Origin of the sequence: Micromonospora sp. DT63 (genome assembly GCF_049841615.1) — a bacterium.
Lineage (GTDB): Bacteria > Actinomycetota > Actinomycetes > Mycobacteriales > Micromonosporaceae > Micromonospora.
Map to the genome: position 1 here is coordinate 500,206 of NZ_JBNCKQ010000002.1, position 17,152 is coordinate 517,357.

15 protein-coding genes are annotated in these 17,152 nt (G+C 72.0%); 5 read left to right on the forward strand and 10 right to left on the reverse strand.

Features of this window, described 5'->3' with window-relative positions:
- Positions 1-35: 35 nt before the first annotated feature.
- From ACLQ27_RS09085 to ACLQ27_RS09095, 3 genes are all read right to left on the reverse strand, one after another.
- Positions 36-974 carry a CDP-alcohol phosphatidyltransferase family protein gene (locus ACLQ27_RS09085; protein ID WP_234589336.1) on the reverse strand — a complete coding sequence of 313 codons (939 nt, stop codon included), beginning with the start codon at positions 972-974 and terminating at the stop codon, positions 36-38.
- A gap of 347 nt (positions 975-1,321) precedes the next feature.
- A complete protein-coding gene (locus tag ACLQ27_RS09090; RefSeq protein WP_425866817.1) occupies positions 1,322-2,257 on the reverse strand; it encodes an NUDIX hydrolase in 936 nt (311 codons plus the stop codon).
- A 96-nt stretch (positions 2,258-2,353) separates the two neighbouring features.
- A complete protein-coding gene (locus ACLQ27_RS09095; protein ID WP_357494390.1) occupies positions 2,354-3,304 on the reverse strand; it encodes an NUDIX hydrolase in 951 nt (316 codons plus the stop codon).
- 144 nt (positions 3,305-3,448) lie between these two features.
- Here ACLQ27_RS09095 and ACLQ27_RS09100 point away from each other — a divergent pair, with 144 nt between their 5' ends.
- Positions 3,449-3,805 carry a PspC domain-containing protein gene (locus ACLQ27_RS09100; RefSeq protein ID WP_425866327.1) on the forward strand — a complete coding sequence of 119 codons (357 nt, stop codon included), beginning with the start codon at positions 3,449-3,451 and terminating at the stop codon, positions 3,803-3,805.
- 7 nt (positions 3,806-3,812) lie between these two features.
- On the opposite strand, the gene guaA is transcribed toward ACLQ27_RS09100, so the two are convergent.
- Positions 3,813-5,369 (reverse strand): glutamine-hydrolyzing GMP synthase, encoded by a 1,557-nt coding sequence (gene guaA, locus ACLQ27_RS09105; protein WP_357494394.1) that lies wholly within the window; start codon positions 5,367-5,369, stop codon positions 3,813-3,815.
- 175 nt (positions 5,370-5,544) lie between these two features.
- On the opposite strand from guaA, the gene ACLQ27_RS09110 reads away from it, so the two are divergent.
- Positions 5,545-6,006 carry a GNAT family N-acetyltransferase gene (locus ACLQ27_RS09110; protein ID WP_425866329.1) on the forward strand — a complete coding sequence of 154 codons (462 nt, stop codon included), beginning with the start codon at positions 5,545-5,547 and terminating at the stop codon, positions 6,004-6,006.
- Here ACLQ27_RS09110 and ACLQ27_RS09115 read toward each other — a convergent pair.
- A complete protein-coding gene (locus ACLQ27_RS09115; RefSeq protein ID WP_357574606.1) occupies positions 5,995-7,692 on the reverse strand; it encodes a GMC family oxidoreductase in 1,698 nt (565 codons plus the stop codon). The genes ACLQ27_RS09110 and ACLQ27_RS09115 overlap by 12 nt on opposite strands.
- A 145-nt stretch (positions 7,693-7,837) precedes the next feature.
- Here ACLQ27_RS09115 and ACLQ27_RS09120 point away from each other — a divergent pair, with 145 nt between their 5' ends.
- Positions 7,838-8,962 carry an LCP family protein gene (locus ACLQ27_RS09120; protein ID WP_425866331.1) on the forward strand — a complete coding sequence of 375 codons (1,125 nt, stop codon included), beginning with the start codon at positions 7,838-7,840 and terminating at the stop codon, positions 8,960-8,962.
- Positions 8,963-9,073: 111 nt separating this feature from the next.
- Here ACLQ27_RS09120 and ACLQ27_RS09125 read toward each other — a convergent pair whose 3' ends face one another.
- The 4 genes from ACLQ27_RS09125 to guaB form a co-directional block, all read right to left on the reverse strand.
- Complete coding sequence (locus ACLQ27_RS09125) at positions 9,074-10,534, reverse strand: M1 family metallopeptidase (protein ID WP_357494402.1); 1,461 nt, start codon at positions 10,532-10,534, stop codon at positions 9,074-9,076.
- Between the two features lie 107 nt (positions 10,535-10,641).
- A complete protein-coding gene (locus tag ACLQ27_RS09130) occupies positions 10,642-12,063 on the reverse strand; it encodes a M1 family metallopeptidase (protein WP_425866333.1) in 1,422 nt (473 codons plus the stop codon).
- 149 nt (positions 12,064-12,212) lie between these two features.
- On the reverse strand, positions 12,213-13,331 hold the full coding sequence (locus ACLQ27_RS09135) for a GuaB3 family IMP dehydrogenase-related protein (RefSeq protein ID WP_234589311.1): 1,119 nt from the start codon (positions 13,329-13,331) through the stop codon (positions 12,213-12,215).
- A 27-nt stretch (positions 13,332-13,358) separates the two neighbouring features.
- Entirely contained in the window at positions 13,359-14,921 is a 1,563-nt protein-coding gene (gene guaB / locus ACLQ27_RS09140) for an IMP dehydrogenase (RefSeq protein ID WP_234589309.1), read from the reverse strand.
- A 186-nt stretch (positions 14,922-15,107) separates the two neighbouring features.
- Here guaB and ACLQ27_RS09145 point away from each other — a divergent pair, with 186 nt between their 5' ends.
- Positions 15,108-15,527, forward strand: coding sequence for a DUF5319 domain-containing protein (locus ACLQ27_RS09145; protein WP_234589304.1), 420 nt, complete (start codon positions 15,108-15,110; stop codon positions 15,525-15,527).
- A gap of 25 nt (positions 15,528-15,552) precedes the next feature.
- Here the strand turns inward: ACLQ27_RS09145 and ACLQ27_RS09150 are convergent, their stop codons facing one another.
- Complete coding sequence (locus ACLQ27_RS09150) at positions 15,553-16,371, reverse strand: helix-turn-helix transcriptional regulator (RefSeq protein ID WP_357574603.1); 819 nt, start codon at positions 16,369-16,371, stop codon at positions 15,553-15,555.
- A gap of 256 nt (positions 16,372-16,627) precedes the next feature.
- Here ACLQ27_RS09150 and ACLQ27_RS09155 point away from each other — a divergent pair, with 256 nt between their 5' ends.
- Positions 16,628-17,011, forward strand: a complete 384-nt coding sequence (locus tag ACLQ27_RS09155) for a WhiB family transcriptional regulator (RefSeq protein WP_234589302.1) — start codon at positions 16,628-16,630, stop codon at positions 17,009-17,011.
- Positions 17,012-17,152: the final 141 nt, after the last annotated feature.

Below are 17,152 nucleotides of genomic sequence, written 5' to 3' on the forward strand. Positions count from 1 at the left end.
CCGCTGTCCGCGGCGCCCCTTTTTCGTGTGTCGGATCAGGCGGTACGACGCTGGCGCAGCCAGAGCACCGGCCCGCTGACCAGGTAGCCCACCACGATCAGGGCGAACGTGAGCCGGATGTCGACGAGCGCGCCGACCACCGGGGCCAGCCAGAGCCACGGCGGCAGCTTCACCAGGCGCGCGAGCTTGGCGTACGGGAAGCTGGACACCATCGCGAAGGCGAGCAGCGCGACTCCGGCGACGAGCACCAGGCCGGGCACCGGCAGGCCGATCGCCACGGTCACGGCGAGCACGGCCGCGGCCATGGTGGTGGGGACACCGCAGAAGAAGCGGCCGTCCTTCGGCGAGACGTTGAAGCGGGCCAGCCGGATCGCCGCACACGCCGCGACCAGGGCGCAGGCCACCGCGGCCGCAGCCGTCGACACCGAGCCGGCGAGCGAGGCGTAGACGACCACCGGCGCGGCGAGGCCGAACGAGCACATGTCGGCCAGCGAGTCCATCTGAGCGCCGAACGGGCTGGCCACGCCGAGCCGGCGGGCCAACGCGCCGTCGAGGCCGTCGAAGCCGACGCAGGCGATCAGGCAGAGAGCGGCGATGCGCACCTCGCCCTGCATGGCGAGGAAGATGGCCAGCATGCCGAGCATGAGGCTGGCCAGGGTGCAGGCGTTGACCAGACCGAACTTCATCCGGCGGGCGACGGTGCGCTCGCCGGGCAGCAGTGGGATCGACCGGGACGACGCCTCGTCGGCGTGCGCCATCGGCGGCAGCGCCGGGCTGACCGGCATGACCGCCTCGATCTCGGCCCGATTGACGCCGAGCGACGGGCGGCTGAGCCGGTCCAGGCCGTAACGGCGGCGCTGGCGGTCGGCGTACCGGTGCTCGGGCAGTGTCACGTCGGTGGTCCGCAGGTCGCCGTCACGGCGACCCACCCGGACCAGCAGCACCTGGCGGGCGAACGTGCTGCTGCGGCGCAACGGGCCCGCCCAGCGACGCCCTGCGGGGCGCGGACTGTCAGTCGTACGACGCCGGCGCCATGGGGCTCTCGGCACGTTTCCTCCATCACCGGATCGGCTTGCCGCCGTTTGGGGCGGGTGTCCGGCTGTCTCGTGCCGGACCTTGCGTGGCCCGGCAGCCGTTTTGCGGAGTACACCATCGCATAGGGGAACGTGGCTTGGCGATAGCTGCCGGCGGTACTTATATCTGGTGCAAACCGCGCGAACCGCCTTGTTATTCCCATCCGGGGCTTGATCGCCCGTTTCCTCCACCATTCCCGCCTCCGACTGTACCGGAGGGCCACCATCTCGGCTCGCTGAGCCGGGTGCTATCGACCCAGCTGTCCGATTGCCGAGGCAGCGATACCGGTCAGCGGCAGGTCAGCGGTCTCGGCGATGGTGAACCAGCCCGCCCGGGCGGTCGAGCCACCGGCCGACTCGGTCACCACCGCGTCGGTGGGTACGTCCACCAGGACCCGATAGATCACCCGGACGCCGTGCCAGTCCAGCGGACGCCCCTCCGGGCCGAGCGCGGCCGGGTTGTGCAGATTGTCCACGCCGAGCAGTTCGACCACCCGGCCCACCTGACCGCCCTCCTCCACCAGCTCACGGAGCAGCCCGGTGGTCGGCTGCTCGCCGTGATCGGTGCCACCGCCGGGCAGGTGCCACTTGCCGGCACCGGGATAGCCGTCCGCGATCTGGGTGAGCAGGATCCGCCCGGCCGGGTCGGTGACCAGCCCGTACGCCCCGAAGCGCAGCCGCCGATCCGGGTGCAGCGGCGGGAGCGGCTCGGCGGACGGGGGCGCGTCGGCGGGGAGCGGGGTGACCGGCAGTCCGAGCAGTTCGGCGCTGAACGGCGTCAACGGCAGCCGGGCCGCGTCCTCCGGGCTGACCCAGCGGGCCTCGATCGTGCCGCCTCCGGTGTCACCCGACACGTCGCCGTCGACTGTCATCTCGAACAGCAACCGGTCGGTGTGCAGCGAGACACCGTCCTGCGTGGGAGGGCTGACGTCCGCGACCACGGCCCGCAACCGCCCCACCGACACGGTCAGCCCGGTCTGCTCGCCCACCGTGCGCACGACCGCACGCTCAGGGTGCTCGGCGTGCGCGACCGACCCCCCGGGCAGCGACCAGAGGCCCCCCGCCGGCTCCCGAACAACCAGAACCCGCCCGGAAGCCGACAACAAACCATAAACCGCAACCCGCCGCACCAGCTCCACAACCAGCCCCCGCTCCCCCGCACCCGCCCTCCGGCCGGTGATCATGAAGTTATCGCCGTCCATCTCGCGTGTCCCGACAATAACTTCATGATCGCCGCAAGGAGGGAACCCGGGCGCAGCCCGGGGGGTGGGGGTGGGGGGTCAGGTTAGTTGGGCTGCCTGGACTGCTTCTGCCGTCACCTCGGTCAGGCGGTCGGTTCCGAGGGCGCCCAGCTCCTCGCGGGCGAACCACCGGGCCTCGCAGGTGGAGCCACCGACGTCGGTGATCGTCGGCGCGTTGGGCTCGTCGACCACGACCCGGTAGAAGGCGCGGACGCCGTGCCAGTCGATCGGGTAACCCTCCGGGCCGAGCGAGGCGGCGTCCCGGTGGCTCGCCACACCCAGCAGCTCGACGAGGCGGCCCGCCTGGCCGGTCTCCTCCACCAACTCCCGGATGAGCGCCGCGCCGGGCTGCTCGCCGTAGTCGGTGCCGCCGCCGGGCAGGTGCCAGCAGCCGGCGCCCGGGTAGCCGTCGGAGATCCGCGTGAGCAGCACCCGGCCGGCCGGGTCGGTGCACACGGCGTACGCGGCGAAGCGCTGCGCCCGGTGCAGCCCGTCCGGGCCGGGCACCGCGTAGAAGGAGGGGAACTCGGGCACCTCGTCGGGCACCACGTCGGCCGAGGAGGCGGGCAGACCGAGGGCACGGGCGGTGAACGAGCGCAGCGGCAACTCGCGGGCCTCGTCGAGCGTGTACCACCGGGCCAGGTCGGTGGGGCGTTCGCCGACCCGGTCGGCGAGGGTGCCGCCACGCACCGCCACCCGGTAGATCAACCGGTCCGTGTGGATGGTGATGCCCCGCTCGGGCAGCGCCCGCATGTCGGCGAGCACGTCGGCCAGGCCCGAGACGGCGACCGAGAGGCCCGTCTCGGCGGCGGTCTCGCGGACGACTGTGTGGTTCGGGTCCTCACCGTGGTCGACCGCCCCGCCAGGCAGCGACCAGGTGCCGGGGGTGCCGGAGCGCTCCGATGCGCGGACCAGCAACACTCGGCCGTCTGAATCAGCACAAACTGCGTATGCCGCGATCCTGCGAAGCGGCTCCAGCAAGGTGGTCACGGGACCAAATTCTCCCCGGATGGCGTTACCGGGACGGAAAAGAGTCGGATTCCTGACTCTTTGCTACCCGCTCAGGGATCGGTCAGGGTAAGGATCCGGGCGGTCACCGAGGGCGGGCCGGGCACCGGCGCGGACCGTGGAGACATGACATCCACCGCCGCTCCCCAGGCCCCGTACAAGCAGCTCCGGCGACCCACCACCGACCGCATGGTGGCGGGGGTCGCCAGCGGCCTCGGCCGCTACTTCAACGTCGACCCCACACTGGTCCGCGTGGCCTTCGCGGTCACCGGCCTGCTCACCGGCGGGCTCGCGCTTTTCGCGTACCCCATCATGTGGTTCCTGATGCCCGAGGAGCCCACCAGCGCGCCCGCCTGGCCGCACCCGGCGGGCGCCGCGCCGCAGCCCACCGCCGGGCCCGCGCCCAGCGGACCGCAGCAGGGGTACGCGCCGACGCCGCCCTACCCGCCGACGACCCCGCCCCACACGCCGCCCGCCGCGTGAGCCACTGTCACTCCCACTCGATGGTGCCCGGCGGCTTGCTGGTCACGTCCAGGACCACCCGGTTGACCTCGGCGACCTCGTTGGTGATCCGGGTGGAGATCCGGGCCACCACGTCGTAGGGCAGCCGGGACCAGTCGGCGGTCATCGCGTCCTCGCTGGAGACCGGGCGCAGCACCACGGGATGCCCGTAGCTGCGCCCGTCTCCCTGCACGCCGACGCTGCGCACGTCGGCGAGGAGCACCACCGGGAACTGCCAGACACCCCGGTCCAGACCTGCCGCGGTCAACTCCTCGCGGGCGATCAGATCGGCGCGGCGCAGCAGGTCGAGGCGCTCCTGATCGACCGCGCCGATGATCCGGATGGCCAGGCCGGGGCCGGGGAACGGGTGCCGCCAGACCATCGCCTCGGGCAGGCCGAGCTGGAGGCCGAGCGCCCGGACCTCGTCCTTGAACAGGGTGCGCAGCGGCTCGACCAGGGCGAACTTCAGGTCCTCGGGCAGGCCGCCGACGTTGTGGTGACTCTTGATGTTGGCGGTGCCGGAGCCACCGCCGGACTCCACCACGTCCGGGTAGAGGGTGCCCTGGACGAGGAACTCCACATCGCCGTGCGAGGCGATCTCGCGGGCGGCGGCCTCGAAGACCCGGATGAACTCCCGGCCAATGATCTTGCGCTTCTGCTCCGGATCGGTCACCCCGGCCAGCGCGCCGAGGAACCGGTCGGCGGCGTCGACGACCTTCAGCTTGATGCCGGTGGCCGCCACGTAGTCCTTCTCGACCTGCTCGGCCTCACCCGCACGCAGCAGGCCGTGGTCGACGAACACGCAGGTGAGCTGGTCACCGACCGCCCTGTGCACGAGCGCCGCGGCGACCGCGGAGTCCACCCCGCCGGACAGGCCACAGATGACCTCCTTGTCACCGACCTGGGCGCGGATCCGGGCCACCTGCTCGTCGATGATGTTCTCGGGCGTCCAGGTCGGCTCGATGCCGGCGATGTCGTACAGGAAGCGCTGGAGCATCTCCTGGCCGTGCGCCGTGTGCCCGACCTCCGGGTGGAACTGCACGCCGGCTCGACGCCCGGCCACGTCCTCGAAGGCCGCCACCGGGGCGCCCGCCGACTCGGCGGTGACCGTGAAGCCCTCGGGGGCCTCGGTGACGCAGTCGCCGTGGCTCATCCAGACCGGCAGGTCCGCCGGCAGGTCGCGCAGCAGCACGCCCGGCTCGAGGAGGCGGGGGCGCAGCGGCGTGCCGCCGTACTCGCGGTTGCCCGTGTGCGCGACGGTGCCGCCGAGCGCCTGGGCCATCGCCTGGAAGCCGTAGCAGATGCCGAAGAGCGGCACGTCGGTGCTGAACACGCCGGCGTCGATCTGCGGGGCGTCCGGCGCGTACACGCTGGCCGGGCCACCGGAGAGGATGATCGCGGCCGGGTTCTTCGCCAGCATCTCGGCGACCGGCATCGAGTGCGGCACGATCTCGGAGTAGACCTTCGCCTCGCGGACCCGGCGCGCGATGAGCTGGGCGTACTGGGCTCCGAAGTCCACCACGAGGACAGGGCGAGGCAGGCTCATGTGCACAAAGCCTACCGACAGTCACGGCCGCCCCGAGCCGCGCCCCACGCACTCGGCGCGGCGCGTCGCCCACCTCATCCGGTACGACCCACAACGTTCCGCGGGACCGCACCGGCGCCACGCGCGGCGATACCGTGCTCAGCGACCCGAGCGCGGACCGGACGGAGGCACGCCGATGACCGAGGTGACCGTACGACAGTTCCGTCCCGAGGACGGCGAGGCGCTGTCGGCCCTGGTCGTCCGCTGTCTTCGCGAGGTGAACAGCCGCGACTACCCGGCCGAGCTGATCGATGAGATGTGCGCCCACTTCACCGCCGACCGGTTCCGCGAGCTCGGCGTCGAGCGTCGGATCTACGTCGCCGAAGAGGACGGGCGGCCGGTCGGCACGGTGTCCCGCGACGGCAACAAGGTCTACACCATGTTCGTCGACCCGGACGCGCACGGCCGGGGCGTCGGCCGCCGGTTGATGCGACACGTCGAGGAGCTGGCCCGCGCCGAGGGGCACGAGTTCATGGAGACCGGCGCCAGCCTCACCGGGCACGGCTTCTACCGGCGGATCGGCTACACCGACGTACGGGTCAGCGACACCGTGTTCGGCATCAACCACATCCTGCGCCGCCCGCTGTCAGGGGCGTAGCGCGGCCGGAGCATCGGCCGGCACCGCCGGCTGCCGGGGCGCCACCGCGTCGAGTCGCCGGTACGGATCCCCGAGCGCCGGCCGGGGGTCCTCCTCGCCCCTGTTCGGCCAGAAGGACATCGCCCGTTCCGCCTGCGCGGTGATCGTCAGAGACGGGTTGACGCCCAGGTTCGCCGACACCGCCGCGCCGTCCACGACGTGCAGCCCCGGATGGCCGTACACCCGGTGCCAGGGGTCGATCACCCCGTCGGCCTCGGTGGCGCCGATCACCGCCCCGCCCAGGATGTGCGCGGTGATCGGAATGTCGAACGGCTCGGTGAGCGAGCCGCCGGGCGTACCGCCGATCTCCTCGGCGAGCAGCCGGGTGGCAGTGTTGCCGGCCGGGATCCAGGTCGGGCTCGGGGTGCCGTGACCGGGCCCGGTGACCAGCCGGCGACCGAACACGCCGCGCCGCCAGCGGGTGGACAGCGAGTTGTCCACCGACTGCATCACCAGGGCGATCACCGTCCGCTCCGACCAGCCGCGCACGGACAGCATCCGGGCGGCCAGCCCCGGCTGCCGGACGATGCTGCCCAGCCAGCGCCGAACGCGGTGCGGGCCGCCGTCGACAAGCAGCGACTGGAGCAGCCCCATGGCGTTGGAGCCGCGCCCGTAGCGGACCGGCTCGATGTGGGTCTGCGGGTCGGGGTGGAACGAGCTGGTGATCGCCACCCCCTCGGTGAAGTCGGTCCGCCGCTGCCGGGCCTCCTGTCGGGAGATCGACGCGCCCAGGATCGCCTCCGAGTTGGTCCGGGTCAGCTCACCCAGGCGGGGTGAGAGCCGGGGCAGGGCGCCGTCGGTCTTCATGCCGTGCAGCAGCCGTTGGGTGCCCAGCGCCCCGGCGGCGAAGACCACCTGCTCGGCGTGGATCACCTGCCGCCGTCGGCGCAGCCAGGCGCCGGTGCGCTCGGTGTGCACCTCGTACCCGCCGTCGGCGGCCGGACGGACGGCCGTCACAGTGGTCAGCGGGTGCACTGTGACGCCCAGCCGCTCGGCGAGCCACAGGTAGTTCTTGACCAGCGTGTTCTTGGCCCCGTGCCGGCAGCCGGTCATGCACGAGCCGCAGTGCAGGCAGCCGGTGCGCTCCGGACCGACGCCCCCGAAGTACGGGTCGGCGACGCGCTCGCCGGGGCGGCCGATGTGCACGCCGACGGGGGTGGCGTGGAAGGTGTGGCCCACCCCCATCCGGTCGGCCACCGCCCGCATGGCGCGGTCCGCGCCGGTGTCCATCGGGTACGTGGTGACGCCGAGCATCCGCTTCGCCTGGTCGAAGTGGCGGGCCAGCTCGTCGCGCCAGTCGGTGATGTCCCGCCACTGCGGGTCGGTGTAGAACGCCGGCAGCGGCTCGTAGAGGGTGTTGGCGTAGACCAGCGAGCCGCCGCCCACTCCCGCGCCGGAGAGCACGAGCACGCCGCCGCCGGATCGCCGCTCGGCGGGGCGGAGCAGGGTGAGCCGCTGGATGCCGTAGCAGCCCAGCTTCGGCGCCCAGAGGAACCGGCGGGCCCGCCAGGACGTCTGCGGGAACTCGTCGTCGGCGAAGCGGCGGCCGGCCTCCAGGACGCCTACCGAGTAACCCTTTTCGGCCAGGCGCAGCGCCGTGACGCTGCCGCCGAAGCCGGACCCGATGACGACCACGTCGTACCGCATGAAGGCATCATTACTCGTCAGTAGCGCTCGCGCCAGCGCCCGTTTTCGCGCGATCATGCACCGGCCGACCGACCCGGCGCCTTCCGGCCGCAACCCGGAGCACCTGTCGGAGCGTTGTGCCGGATACGGGTGGAAGGAAAACACGATGAACCTGGGGTCGATGGAGCCGCGGCGACGGTGGCTGGTGCTCGGGCTGGCCGCCCTCGCCGTCGTCGCGCTGATCGCTGGCGGCACGGTGGTGATCACCCGGCTGACCGGGGGCGACTCGCCCGCCGGCACTCCGGTGGCCGGCTCGCCGAGCCCGTCGCCGGTCGGCACGCCCACGGCCACGCCCAGCCCGACCGGCCCGCCTCCGGGCGCGAACATCACCGGCCCGCTGACGCTCTTGCTCGTCGGGGTGGACACCCGGGTCAGCGTTCCCGGCTGGGAACCGCACTCCGACGCCGTGCTGGTGCTGCACGTGCCGAAGGGGCTGGGCCGGGCGTACCTCTTCTCGCTCCCCCGCGACCTGCTGGTGGACATTCCGGCGTTTCCGAAGGCCGGCTACAAGGGTGGCAGGACCAAGCTCACCCACTCGATGAGCTTCGGCAGCCGGGTGCCGGGCAAGCCCAAGCAGCCGAGCACCGCCCAGGGGTACGAGCTGCTGCGCAGCACGGTGAGCGGCTACACCGGCCTGCGGATCGACGCCGGGGCGGTGCTCACCTTCACCGGGTTCGACCGGCTGGTGAACGCCCTCGGCGGGGTGGACATCTACGTCGACCAGCGGGTCGCCTCGCTGCACCGCAAGCCCGACGGCAAGTACCGGGACAGCGCCCCCGGCGGGTACACCGGGCCGCAGCAGGTCTACGAAAAGGGCGAGCGGCACCTCAACGGGTGGCAGGCGCTGGACTACGCGCGGCAGCGCTACATCACCGGCGGCGACTACGCCCGCCAGCGCCACCAGCAGCAGCTCGTCCGCGCACTGACCGGCAAGATCCTCGATGAGGGCCTGGCCCGGCAGCCGGAGCGCGTCGACCAGGTGGTCGCCGCGCTGGGCGACACCCTGATCTACGTGGGCGGCAACCGGATCGTCGACCTGGCGTACGCGCTCAGCGGGGTGCCGGAGAACAAGTTCGTGCTGGTCGGCCTGCCCGGCGCGGGTGTCGGCAAGGGCAGCGCCTACCGGGGCGAACAACTCACCAGCGAGGGCCGGACGTTCATCACCGAACTCCGGGCCGGCCGCGCGGACGCGTACCTCGCGGCCCACCCCAAGCTGGTCGTCAAGACCTGACCCCGCCAGCCCCCAGCCCCGCGATCTTGCACTTTCGGTCGCCGATTGCGCCGCACTCACCCCTTTCGCCGGGGCAGAAAGTGCAAGATCGCGGGGAGTGGGGGGTGCGGGTCAGAGCTTCTTGGGCTGGGCGGGCTTCTTGGTGCCGTTGAGCCACGCCTCGAACAGGGCGTCGAGCTGCTTGCCGGAGATGCGCTCGGCGAGGGCCACGAACTCGGCCGTGGTCGCGGTCCCGTTGCGCTTCTCCGCCGCCCAGGTCTTGACGATCTGGAAGAACGCCTTGTCACCGACGGCCACCCGCAGCGCGTGCAGGGTCATCCCGCCACGCTGGTAGACCGACTCGCTGAACAGGTCCTTCATCCCCGGCTTGCCCGGCGGGGTCTTCCACACCGCGGCCGGGACCCGCTCGTAGCGGATGTCGAACGCCTGCTTGGCGGTGTACTGCTTGGTGTGCTCGGCCCACAGCCACTCCGCGTACGTCGCGAAGCCCTCGTTGAGCCAGATGTCCTCCCACTTGGCCAGCGCCACGCTGTCGCCGAACCACTGGTGGGCCAGCTCGTGGGCGACCACCTCGGTGTTCTCGCCCCGCCGGAAGAAGCCGGCGGAGTAGACCGGGCGGCTCTGCGTCTCCAGCGCGTACGAGATGCGGCTGTCCGAGACGACCACGCCGCCGTACGCGTCGAACGGATACGGCCCGAAGACGCTCTCCAGGTAGTCGGCCACCTTGACGGTCTGCGCGATCGACGCGTCCGACGCGCCCTTGGCCACCTTCGTGGTGACGGCACTGTAGACCGGCTTGCCCTTGTGCTGGCCGGTGGTGATCCGGAACTTGCCGATCACCACGGTGCTCAGGTAGCTGGCCATGGGCGACTTCTCCGACCACTTCCAGGTGGTCCAGCCGTCCTTGGTGGTGTTGCCGCCCGGCACGCCGTTGCTGACTGCGGTGACGCCCTGCGGGACGGTGATCTCGAAGTCGTACGCGGCCTTGTCGGACGGGTGGTCGTTGACCGGGAACCAGGTGCTCGCCGACTCCGGCTGGCCCAGCGCGATCGCGCCGTCGGCGGTGTGCAGGAACCCGCCCTCGCCGAGCACCTCGTTCTTCAGCGGCTTCGGCACGCCCTCGTACACGATCTCCGCGACGAACCCGTTGCCCGTGATCAGGCCGGCCGCCGGCTTGATCACCAGCTCGTTCTTCTCCCGGCTGTGGGTGGCCGGCGTGCCGTCCACGGTGACCGTCTTGACCGTCAGACCGGCCAGGTCGAGGTTGAACGTCGACAGGTCCGCCGTCGCCGTGGCCTGCACCGTCGTCGTACCGGTCAACTGGTCCTTCGCCGGGTCGTAGCGCACCTTCACGGTGTACTTCCCGACGTCGTACCCGCCGTTGCCGTAGGTCGGGAAGTACGCGTCGCCGACCCCGGCCGCCCCGGCGGTGAAGGTCCGCGACGGCGTCGGGGACGCGCTCGGCGTCGGGGCCGCGGCCTCCTTGGTGGACGAGTCGCATCCGGACAGCACGAGCGCCCCGGTCACCAGCAGACCGGCACCCACCCGCAGCCTGCGCCGCGTTCCCCGCATCACGAACCCTCCCCGTACGCCCGGTGCGGGGGGCCTCGCCACCCCGCGCGACCGGCGCTCCTGCCCGATCGCAGGCGGCAGCCTATCGACAGATGATCACGGGGCCGTCACGGCAGGGTCGGTGCCGCTCCGCCCACCAGCCACGCGTCGAAGAGCGGCCGAAGCTGCCGGCCGGCCACCCGCTCGGCCAGCGCCACGAAGTCCGAGGTGGTGGCGGTGCCGGACGCCCGCTCCGTGGTCCAGGTGCGCAGGATGCGGAAGAAGATGTCGTCACCGACCGTCCGGCGCAGCGCGTGCACGGCGAGCGCGCCACGCTTGTAGACGGCGGTGCCGAACATCCGCTCCCGTCCCGGCTCGACCGACGGCTGGGACCAGTCGGTCGACGCGTACTGCACCTCGAAGTTGCGCTGCGCGGTCCGGCCGCCGTCGTGCTCCTCCCACAGCCACTCGGCGTAGCTGGCGAAGCCCTCGTTGAGCCAGATGTCGCTCCACCGGTGCAGGGACACGCTGTCGCCGAACCACTGGTGGGCCAGCTCGTGCGCCACCACGCCGGGATTGGGACGGTCGTCGGTGAAGAAGGCGGGCCCGTAGACCGGCCGCGACTGGGTCTCCAACGCGTACCCGACCCGGTCGTCGGCGACCACGATCCCGCCGTACGCGTCGAACGGGTACGGGCCGAAACGGCTGGCCAGAAAGTCCACGATCTCGCCGGTGCGGGCCAGTGAACCGGCAGCCCCACCGTTCGCCGGCAGGCTCGCCGCCACGGCGGTGACCAGCGGGCGCCCCGCGTGCTCGCCAGTGACCACCCGATAGTTTCCGATCACGAGGGTGCTCAAGTAGCTCGCCATCGGGGTGCGCTCCGACCAGCGCCAGGTGGTCCACCCGTCGGCGCTGCTCCTGGGCCCGGGCACCCCGTTGCTCAACGCGGACAGTCCGTCCGGGACGGTCACCGCGATGTCGTAGCTGGCCTTGTCCGACGGGTGGTCGTTGACCGGGAACCAGGTGGCCGCGGAGTCGGGCTGGCCGAGAGCTATCGCCCCGTCGTCGGTGTGCAGGAAGCCGCCGCTGCCCAGCTCACCATCGGTCACGGCGGTCGGCACCCCCGCGTAGTCGACCACCACGGTGAAGGCCCGGCCGCGCGCAAGCCGGTCGCGCGGGGTCACCACCAGCTCGCCGTCGTCGCGGCGGTGCTCGGCGCGCTCGTCGGCGACGGTGACCACGCCGACGTTCAGACCGACCAGGTCCAGGTTGAAACGGGACAGATTTTGGGTGGCAGTCGCCGTGATTGTCGCCCGACCGGTGAGCCGGTCGGTCTTCGGGTCGTAGCGGACGTCCAGCCCGTAGTGCGTGACGTCGTAGCCGCCGTTGCCACGGCCCGGCACGTACGGGTCGCCGATGTCCGCGGCACCGGGTCGGAACCCGCCGTCGTCGTCGCCCGTGCAGGCGGCGGTCAGCGTGACGGCGCAGCTCAGCGCCGTGAGGGCGGCGGTCAGCCGGCGGCGGGACGGTGAGCGTCCGCTCAGGACCATGCACGACTCCTTCTCCGCCATCCCCGGTCAGGAACGAGCGTAGCCAGCAACACGTCGTCCGATGGCCGTATCGAGGGCGACAGCCCTACCGGCAGACGACGGAAGGCCGGCTCCGCGCGATCGCGGGCCGGCCTTCCAGCGTCGAATCGTCAGCGGTCGAGGACCAGGCCGACCTTCTGGAACTCCTTGAGGTCGCGGTAGCCGCACTTGGCCATCGCCCGGCGCAGCCCGCCGAACAGGTTGAGCTGACCGTCGGCCTCGTCCGCCGGGCCGAAGAGCAGCTGCTCCATCGACCCGAGCGGCTCACCGGCGACCTCGAACGCGCCGCGGGGCAGCGACGGGTGGCTAGCCGCCGAGTGCCACCAGGCGCCGCCGGCGGGCGCCTCGTCGCAGAGCGACAACGGCTCGCCGAGCATCACCGCGTCCGCGCCACAGCCGAGGGCCTTGGCGATGTCACCGGAGGTCTGGATGTCGCCGTCGGCGATGAGGTGCACGTACCGGCCGCCGGTCTCGTCGAGGTAGTCCCGACGGGCCGCCGCGGCGTCGGCGATCGCGGTGGCCATCGGCACCCGGATGCCCAGCACCGACTCGGTCGTCGACCAGTCGTCGCCGCCGATGCCCACGATCACGCCGGCCGCGCCGGTGCGCATCAGGTGCAGCGCCGTCTTGTAGTCGGTGCAACCGCCGACGATGACCGGCAGGTCGAGGTCGGCGATGAACTCCTTGAGGTTCAGCGGCTCGTCGGTAGTCGACACGTGCTCGGCCGACACGATGGTGCCCTGGATGACCAGGATGTCCACGCCAGCGTCCAGGATGACCGGGGCCAGCGCCAGGGTGTGCTGCGGGGACACCCGCACCGCCACCGTGCCGCCGCCGGCGCGCAGCTCGCGGACCCGCTCGGCGATCAGATCCGGGCGAATCGGCTCGGCGTACACCTCCTGGAGCCGCTTGGTGGCGCGGGCGTCCTCGTCGAGGCCGGCCAGCTCCTCCAGCACCTTCGTCGGGTTCTCGTAGCGGGTCCACAGCCCTTCGACGTTGAGCACGCCGAGACCGCCGAGCTGACCGAGCCGGACCGCCGAGGACGGGCTCATCGTGGCGTCCGAGGGGTGCCCGACACAGGGAATGCCGAACGGGTACGCGTCGAGCTGCCACGCGGTCGAGACGTCGTCGACGTCCCGGGTCCGGCGGCTCGGCACGATGGCGATGTCGTCCAGGTGGTAACCGCGCTGCGCGGTCTTGCCCAGCCCGATCTCGACCACGTCACGCATGGGGGACTCCAGGTTGTTGGGGGATGGTCAGCGGGAGTGGTAGTTGGGCGCCTCGACGGTCATCTGGATGTCGTGCGGGTGGCTTTCCTTGAGCCCCGCCGCCGTGATCCGGATCAGCTGGCCACGCCGGTGCAGCTCGGGGATGCTTTCCGCGCCGACGTACCCCATCGCGGCCCGCAGCCCGCCGGTGAGCTGGTGGGCGACCGCGGACAGCGGGCCCCGGTAGGGCACCTGCCCCTCGACACCCTCGGGGACCAGCTTGTCCTCGGCGAGCACGTCCTGCTGGAAGTACCGGTCCTTCGAGTACGACTTGGCCTGCCCCCGGGACTGCATCGCGCCGAGCGAGCCCATCCCGCGGTACGCCTTGTACTGCTTGCCGTTGATGAAGATCAGCTCGCCGGGGCTCTCCTCGCAGCCGGCCAGCAGGCTGCCGAGCATCACCGTGTCGGCGCCGGCGACCAGGGCCTTGGCGATGTCGCCCGAATACTGGATGCCGCCGTCGCCGATCACCGGGACGCCGGCCGGGCGGGCGGCACGGGCCGCCTCCATGATCGCGGTGATCTGCGGGACGCCGACTCCGGCGACGATCCGGGTCGTGCAGATCGCGCCGGGGCCGACACCGACCTTGATCCCGTCGGCACCGGCCTCGACCAGCGCCCGCGCACCTGCGTACGTAGCCACGTTGCCGCCCACGATGTCGATCGTGACGTCCTTCTTGAGCCGGCGGACCATGTCCAGCACGGCCCGCTGGTGCCCGTGCGCCGTGTCCACGATCAGCACGTCGACGCCGGCGTCGACGAGCGTGCGGGCCCGCTTGTACGAGTCCTCGCCGACACCGACGGCGGCGGCCACGCGCAGCCGGCCCGCGTCGTCCTTGGTGGCGTTCGGGTACTGCTCGCTCTTGGTGAAGTCCTTCACGGTGATCAGCCCGCGCAGCCGACCCGAGTCGTCCACGATCGGCAGCTTCTCGACCTTGTGGCGACGCAGCAGCGCCAGCGCGTCGTCCTTGCTCACGCCGACGGTGGCGGTGACCAGCGGCGTCCGGGTCATGATCTCGTGGACCGGGGTCTCCGGTTCGGAGACGAAACGCATGTCGCGGTTGGTGACGATGCCGACCAGCTGACCTTCGCCGTCCACCACCGGCACACCCGAGATGCGGTAGCGCCCGCACAACTCGTCGACCTCGCGCAGGGTGTCGTCCGGGCTGGCCGTCACCGGGTTGGTGATCATGCCGGACTCGGAGCGCTTGACCAGGTCGACCTGGAGGGCCTGGTCCTCCACGCTCAGGTTGCGGTGCAGCACGCCGATGCCACCCTGGCGGGCCATGGCGATCGCCATCCGCGCCTCGGTGACCGTGTCCATGGCGCTGGAGAGCAGCGGAACGGTCAGTTCGATGCCGCGGGTGAGCTTCGTCCGGGTGTTGACCCGGCTGGGGACGACGTCCGACTCGCCCGGCTGGAGCAGCACGTCATCGAAGGTGAGCCCGAGCGGAACGACCCGGGCCGAGCCGGCGGGCAGCTCGGGCAGGTGGCCGCCCAGGTCGGCGTGCTCGACGCCGGCCGGAAGATCGGTGCTGGGCGAATTTTCCACGATTGCTCCCCTGAGCTGCTCGGATGGGCTTCAGCGAGGTGGCGCGGGCGGGCACCGGAACACGCCACGGTGCCGGCACGTCGTCCTATCGTACCCAGTGACCTGGGCGACCTCCGTCGGCGGCGGCCGCGTCGGCACCGTGCCGGGGGGCGGACGTTCGCGCCGCGTTGGGTCTACGGTGAGGGGGTGCACGACGAGCCCATCGACCCGTTCAACGGCGACCCGGCCGACCCGACCGCGGGCCTGGACGATCCGGGCGACGACGCGACGCCGGATCCGCTGACCGACGTCGAGCGGCAGGATGTGCTGGAGGACCTCGCCGACCTGGAGATCTACCAGGCCCTGCTGGCGCCCATCGGGGTGCGCGGGCTGGTCATCGAATGCGAGGACTGCCGGGAACCGCACTACTTCGACTGGGACCTGCTGCGGGGCAACCTGCGGCACCTGCTCAACTCGGGGCGGCCCCGGGTGCACGAGCCGGCGTACGACCCGGACCCGGACCACTACGTGACCTGGGACTACGCCCGTGGATACGCCGACGGGGTGCACGACACCCTGACCGAGGGCACCGAGGACGAACCGGGCACCGCCACCACGGCCGACTGATCGCTGGCTGACCCCGGTGCGCGGGTCAGGAGACCAGGCCGGCGCGGAAGCCGGCGGCGACGGCGTGGGCACGGTCCCGGGCGCCGAGCTTGCGGAACAGCCGTCGCGCGTGTGTCTTGACGGTGTCCTCGGACACGAACAGCTCCCGGCCGATCTCCGCGTTGCTCTTGCCCTCGGCCATGCCGAGCAGCACCTGGAGTTCTCGTTCGGTGAGTCCGATCGCCGCCCGGTTGGGGCGGGCGCTCGGGGCGGGCCGGTTCGGGTCGGTCGGGCCGGCGGCCGACCCGTCGGTCGCCGATTCGACCTCGTCGTCGCCCCGCTGCACCGGCACCGACGGCATGCCCGGCGACCCGTCGCCGGGCGCGGCCGTCCAGCCGGGTTCGGCGGAGCCGCGCACCGATGGCGCGGAGCGGCCCGAGCCGCCGACCGCCGCGGTGTCCCGCGCCGGGTCGGTGACCCGCTGCCGGGAGGCCCGGCCGGGCGCGGTGAGCAGCAGCAGGGCCTTGGCGACCGCGCTGGTCAGGTCATGGTCGGCGTTCTGGATGAGACCCCGGGCGCCGGCGCTGATGGTGGCGGCGGCGGCCTCGGACTCCTCGGCGCCGAGCAGCAGGACCGCGGCCTGCGGCGCGCGGGCCAGCACCCGACGGACGAAGCCCGCGCTGTCCGGCCGGGTGAGTGCCGTGTCGGCCAGGACCACGTCGGCTGGCCGCTCGGCGAGTCGCAGCATCACCTCGGGATCGGAGACGGCGGTACGGACGATCGCGGACAACCCCAGCCGGGCGGCAGCAGAAGTGAGGTGCTGAGCCGCGAGCGGTGTCCGAACGCACACAAGAACGGTACGCACTGTGGTGGTCTCCTCTCCGCACACGAGCAGACCATGACGGCGTCGGCTGGGGAGGGGGTTCCCGGCAATCATCTGAACTTTTCCGACAGATGGGGCAAAAGCCGCAAGTTGTCGGACGTTTTGGATCACACACGTGTGAGCCGACGACAGCCCGGGTACCGGGAGGTCCAGGCCGGGAACGGTGCGCCTGCGCGGCCCGCCGCCCGGAAGCCGGCCACAAGAATTCTCGCGGTGCCGCGCGGGAGGAGGGGTGCTGATGTCGAACGTACGTAGACTGCCCGGACCCATCGTCGATCTCTGGGACTGGCAGCGGCTCGGTGCCTGCCGGGGCCGGGACAGCGCCCAGTTCTTCCACCCGGACGGGGAGCGGGGCTCCTCCCGGCTGCGCAGGGAGTCCGCCGCCAAGTCGGTCTGCCGCGCCTGCCCGGTCCGCGCCGAGTGCGCCGCGCACGCCCTGTCGGTCCGCGAGCCGTACGGCGTCTGGGGCGGCTTCAGCGAGTCGGAGCGGCTGCGCCTGCTCGCCGTCGGCTGGGAGGACCTGGCCGACCGGCGGCAGATCCGGGTCGACGTCGCCCGCCTGGAGGCGCGACTGGGCCGCCCGCACAAGTCGACGGTCCCGGCCCAGCGCAACGTCGCCTGACCCGACACACCAGCACTCTCCGAAACCGCGCTCCCGATGGGGAGCGCGGTTTCGCGTCACGGCACCACGACCGCGAGGCAACTTCTGACGGACGGCGGACCGGCGCCGCCGCTCGCTCCGCCGCCATGCCAGGCCCACGCA

Excerpts from the sequence above, each read along its gene's own strand:
- ACLQ27_RS09090 (WP_425866817.1), bottom strand. The coding sequence starts at position 2,257 with ATGATCACCGGCCGGAGGGCGGGTGCGGGGGAGCGGGGGCTGGTTGTG.
- ACLQ27_RS09100 (WP_425866327.1), top strand. The coding sequence starts at position 3,449 with ATGACATCCACCGCCGCTCCCCAGGCCCCGTACAAGCAGCTCCGGCGA.
- guaA (WP_357494394.1), bottom strand. The coding sequence starts at position 5,369 with ATGAGCCTGCCTCGCCCTGTCCTCGTGGTGGACTTCGGAGCCCAGTAC.
- ACLQ27_RS09110 (WP_425866329.1), top strand. The coding sequence starts at position 5,545 with ATGACCGAGGTGACCGTACGACAGTTCCGTCCCGAGGACGGCGAGGCG.
- ACLQ27_RS09115 (WP_357574606.1), bottom strand. The coding sequence starts at position 7,692 with ATGCGGTACGACGTGGTCGTCATCGGGTCCGGCTTCGGCGGCAGCGTC.
- ACLQ27_RS09120 (WP_425866331.1), top strand. The coding sequence starts at position 7,838 with ATGAACCTGGGGTCGATGGAGCCGCGGCGACGGTGGCTGGTGCTCGGG.
- ACLQ27_RS09125 (WP_357494402.1), bottom strand. The coding sequence starts at position 10,534 with ATGCGGGGAACGCGGCGCAGGCTGCGGGTGGGTGCCGGTCTGCTGGTG.
- ACLQ27_RS09130 (WP_425866333.1), bottom strand. The coding sequence starts at position 12,063 with ATGGTCCTGAGCGGACGCTCACCGTCCCGCCGCCGGCTGACCGCCGCC.
- ACLQ27_RS09135 (WP_234589311.1), bottom strand. The coding sequence starts at position 13,331 with ATGCGTGACGTGGTCGAGATCGGGCTGGGCAAGACCGCGCAGCGCGGT.
- ACLQ27_RS09155 (WP_234589302.1), top strand. The coding sequence starts at position 16,628 with ATGTCGAACGTACGTAGACTGCCCGGACCCATCGTCGATCTCTGGGAC.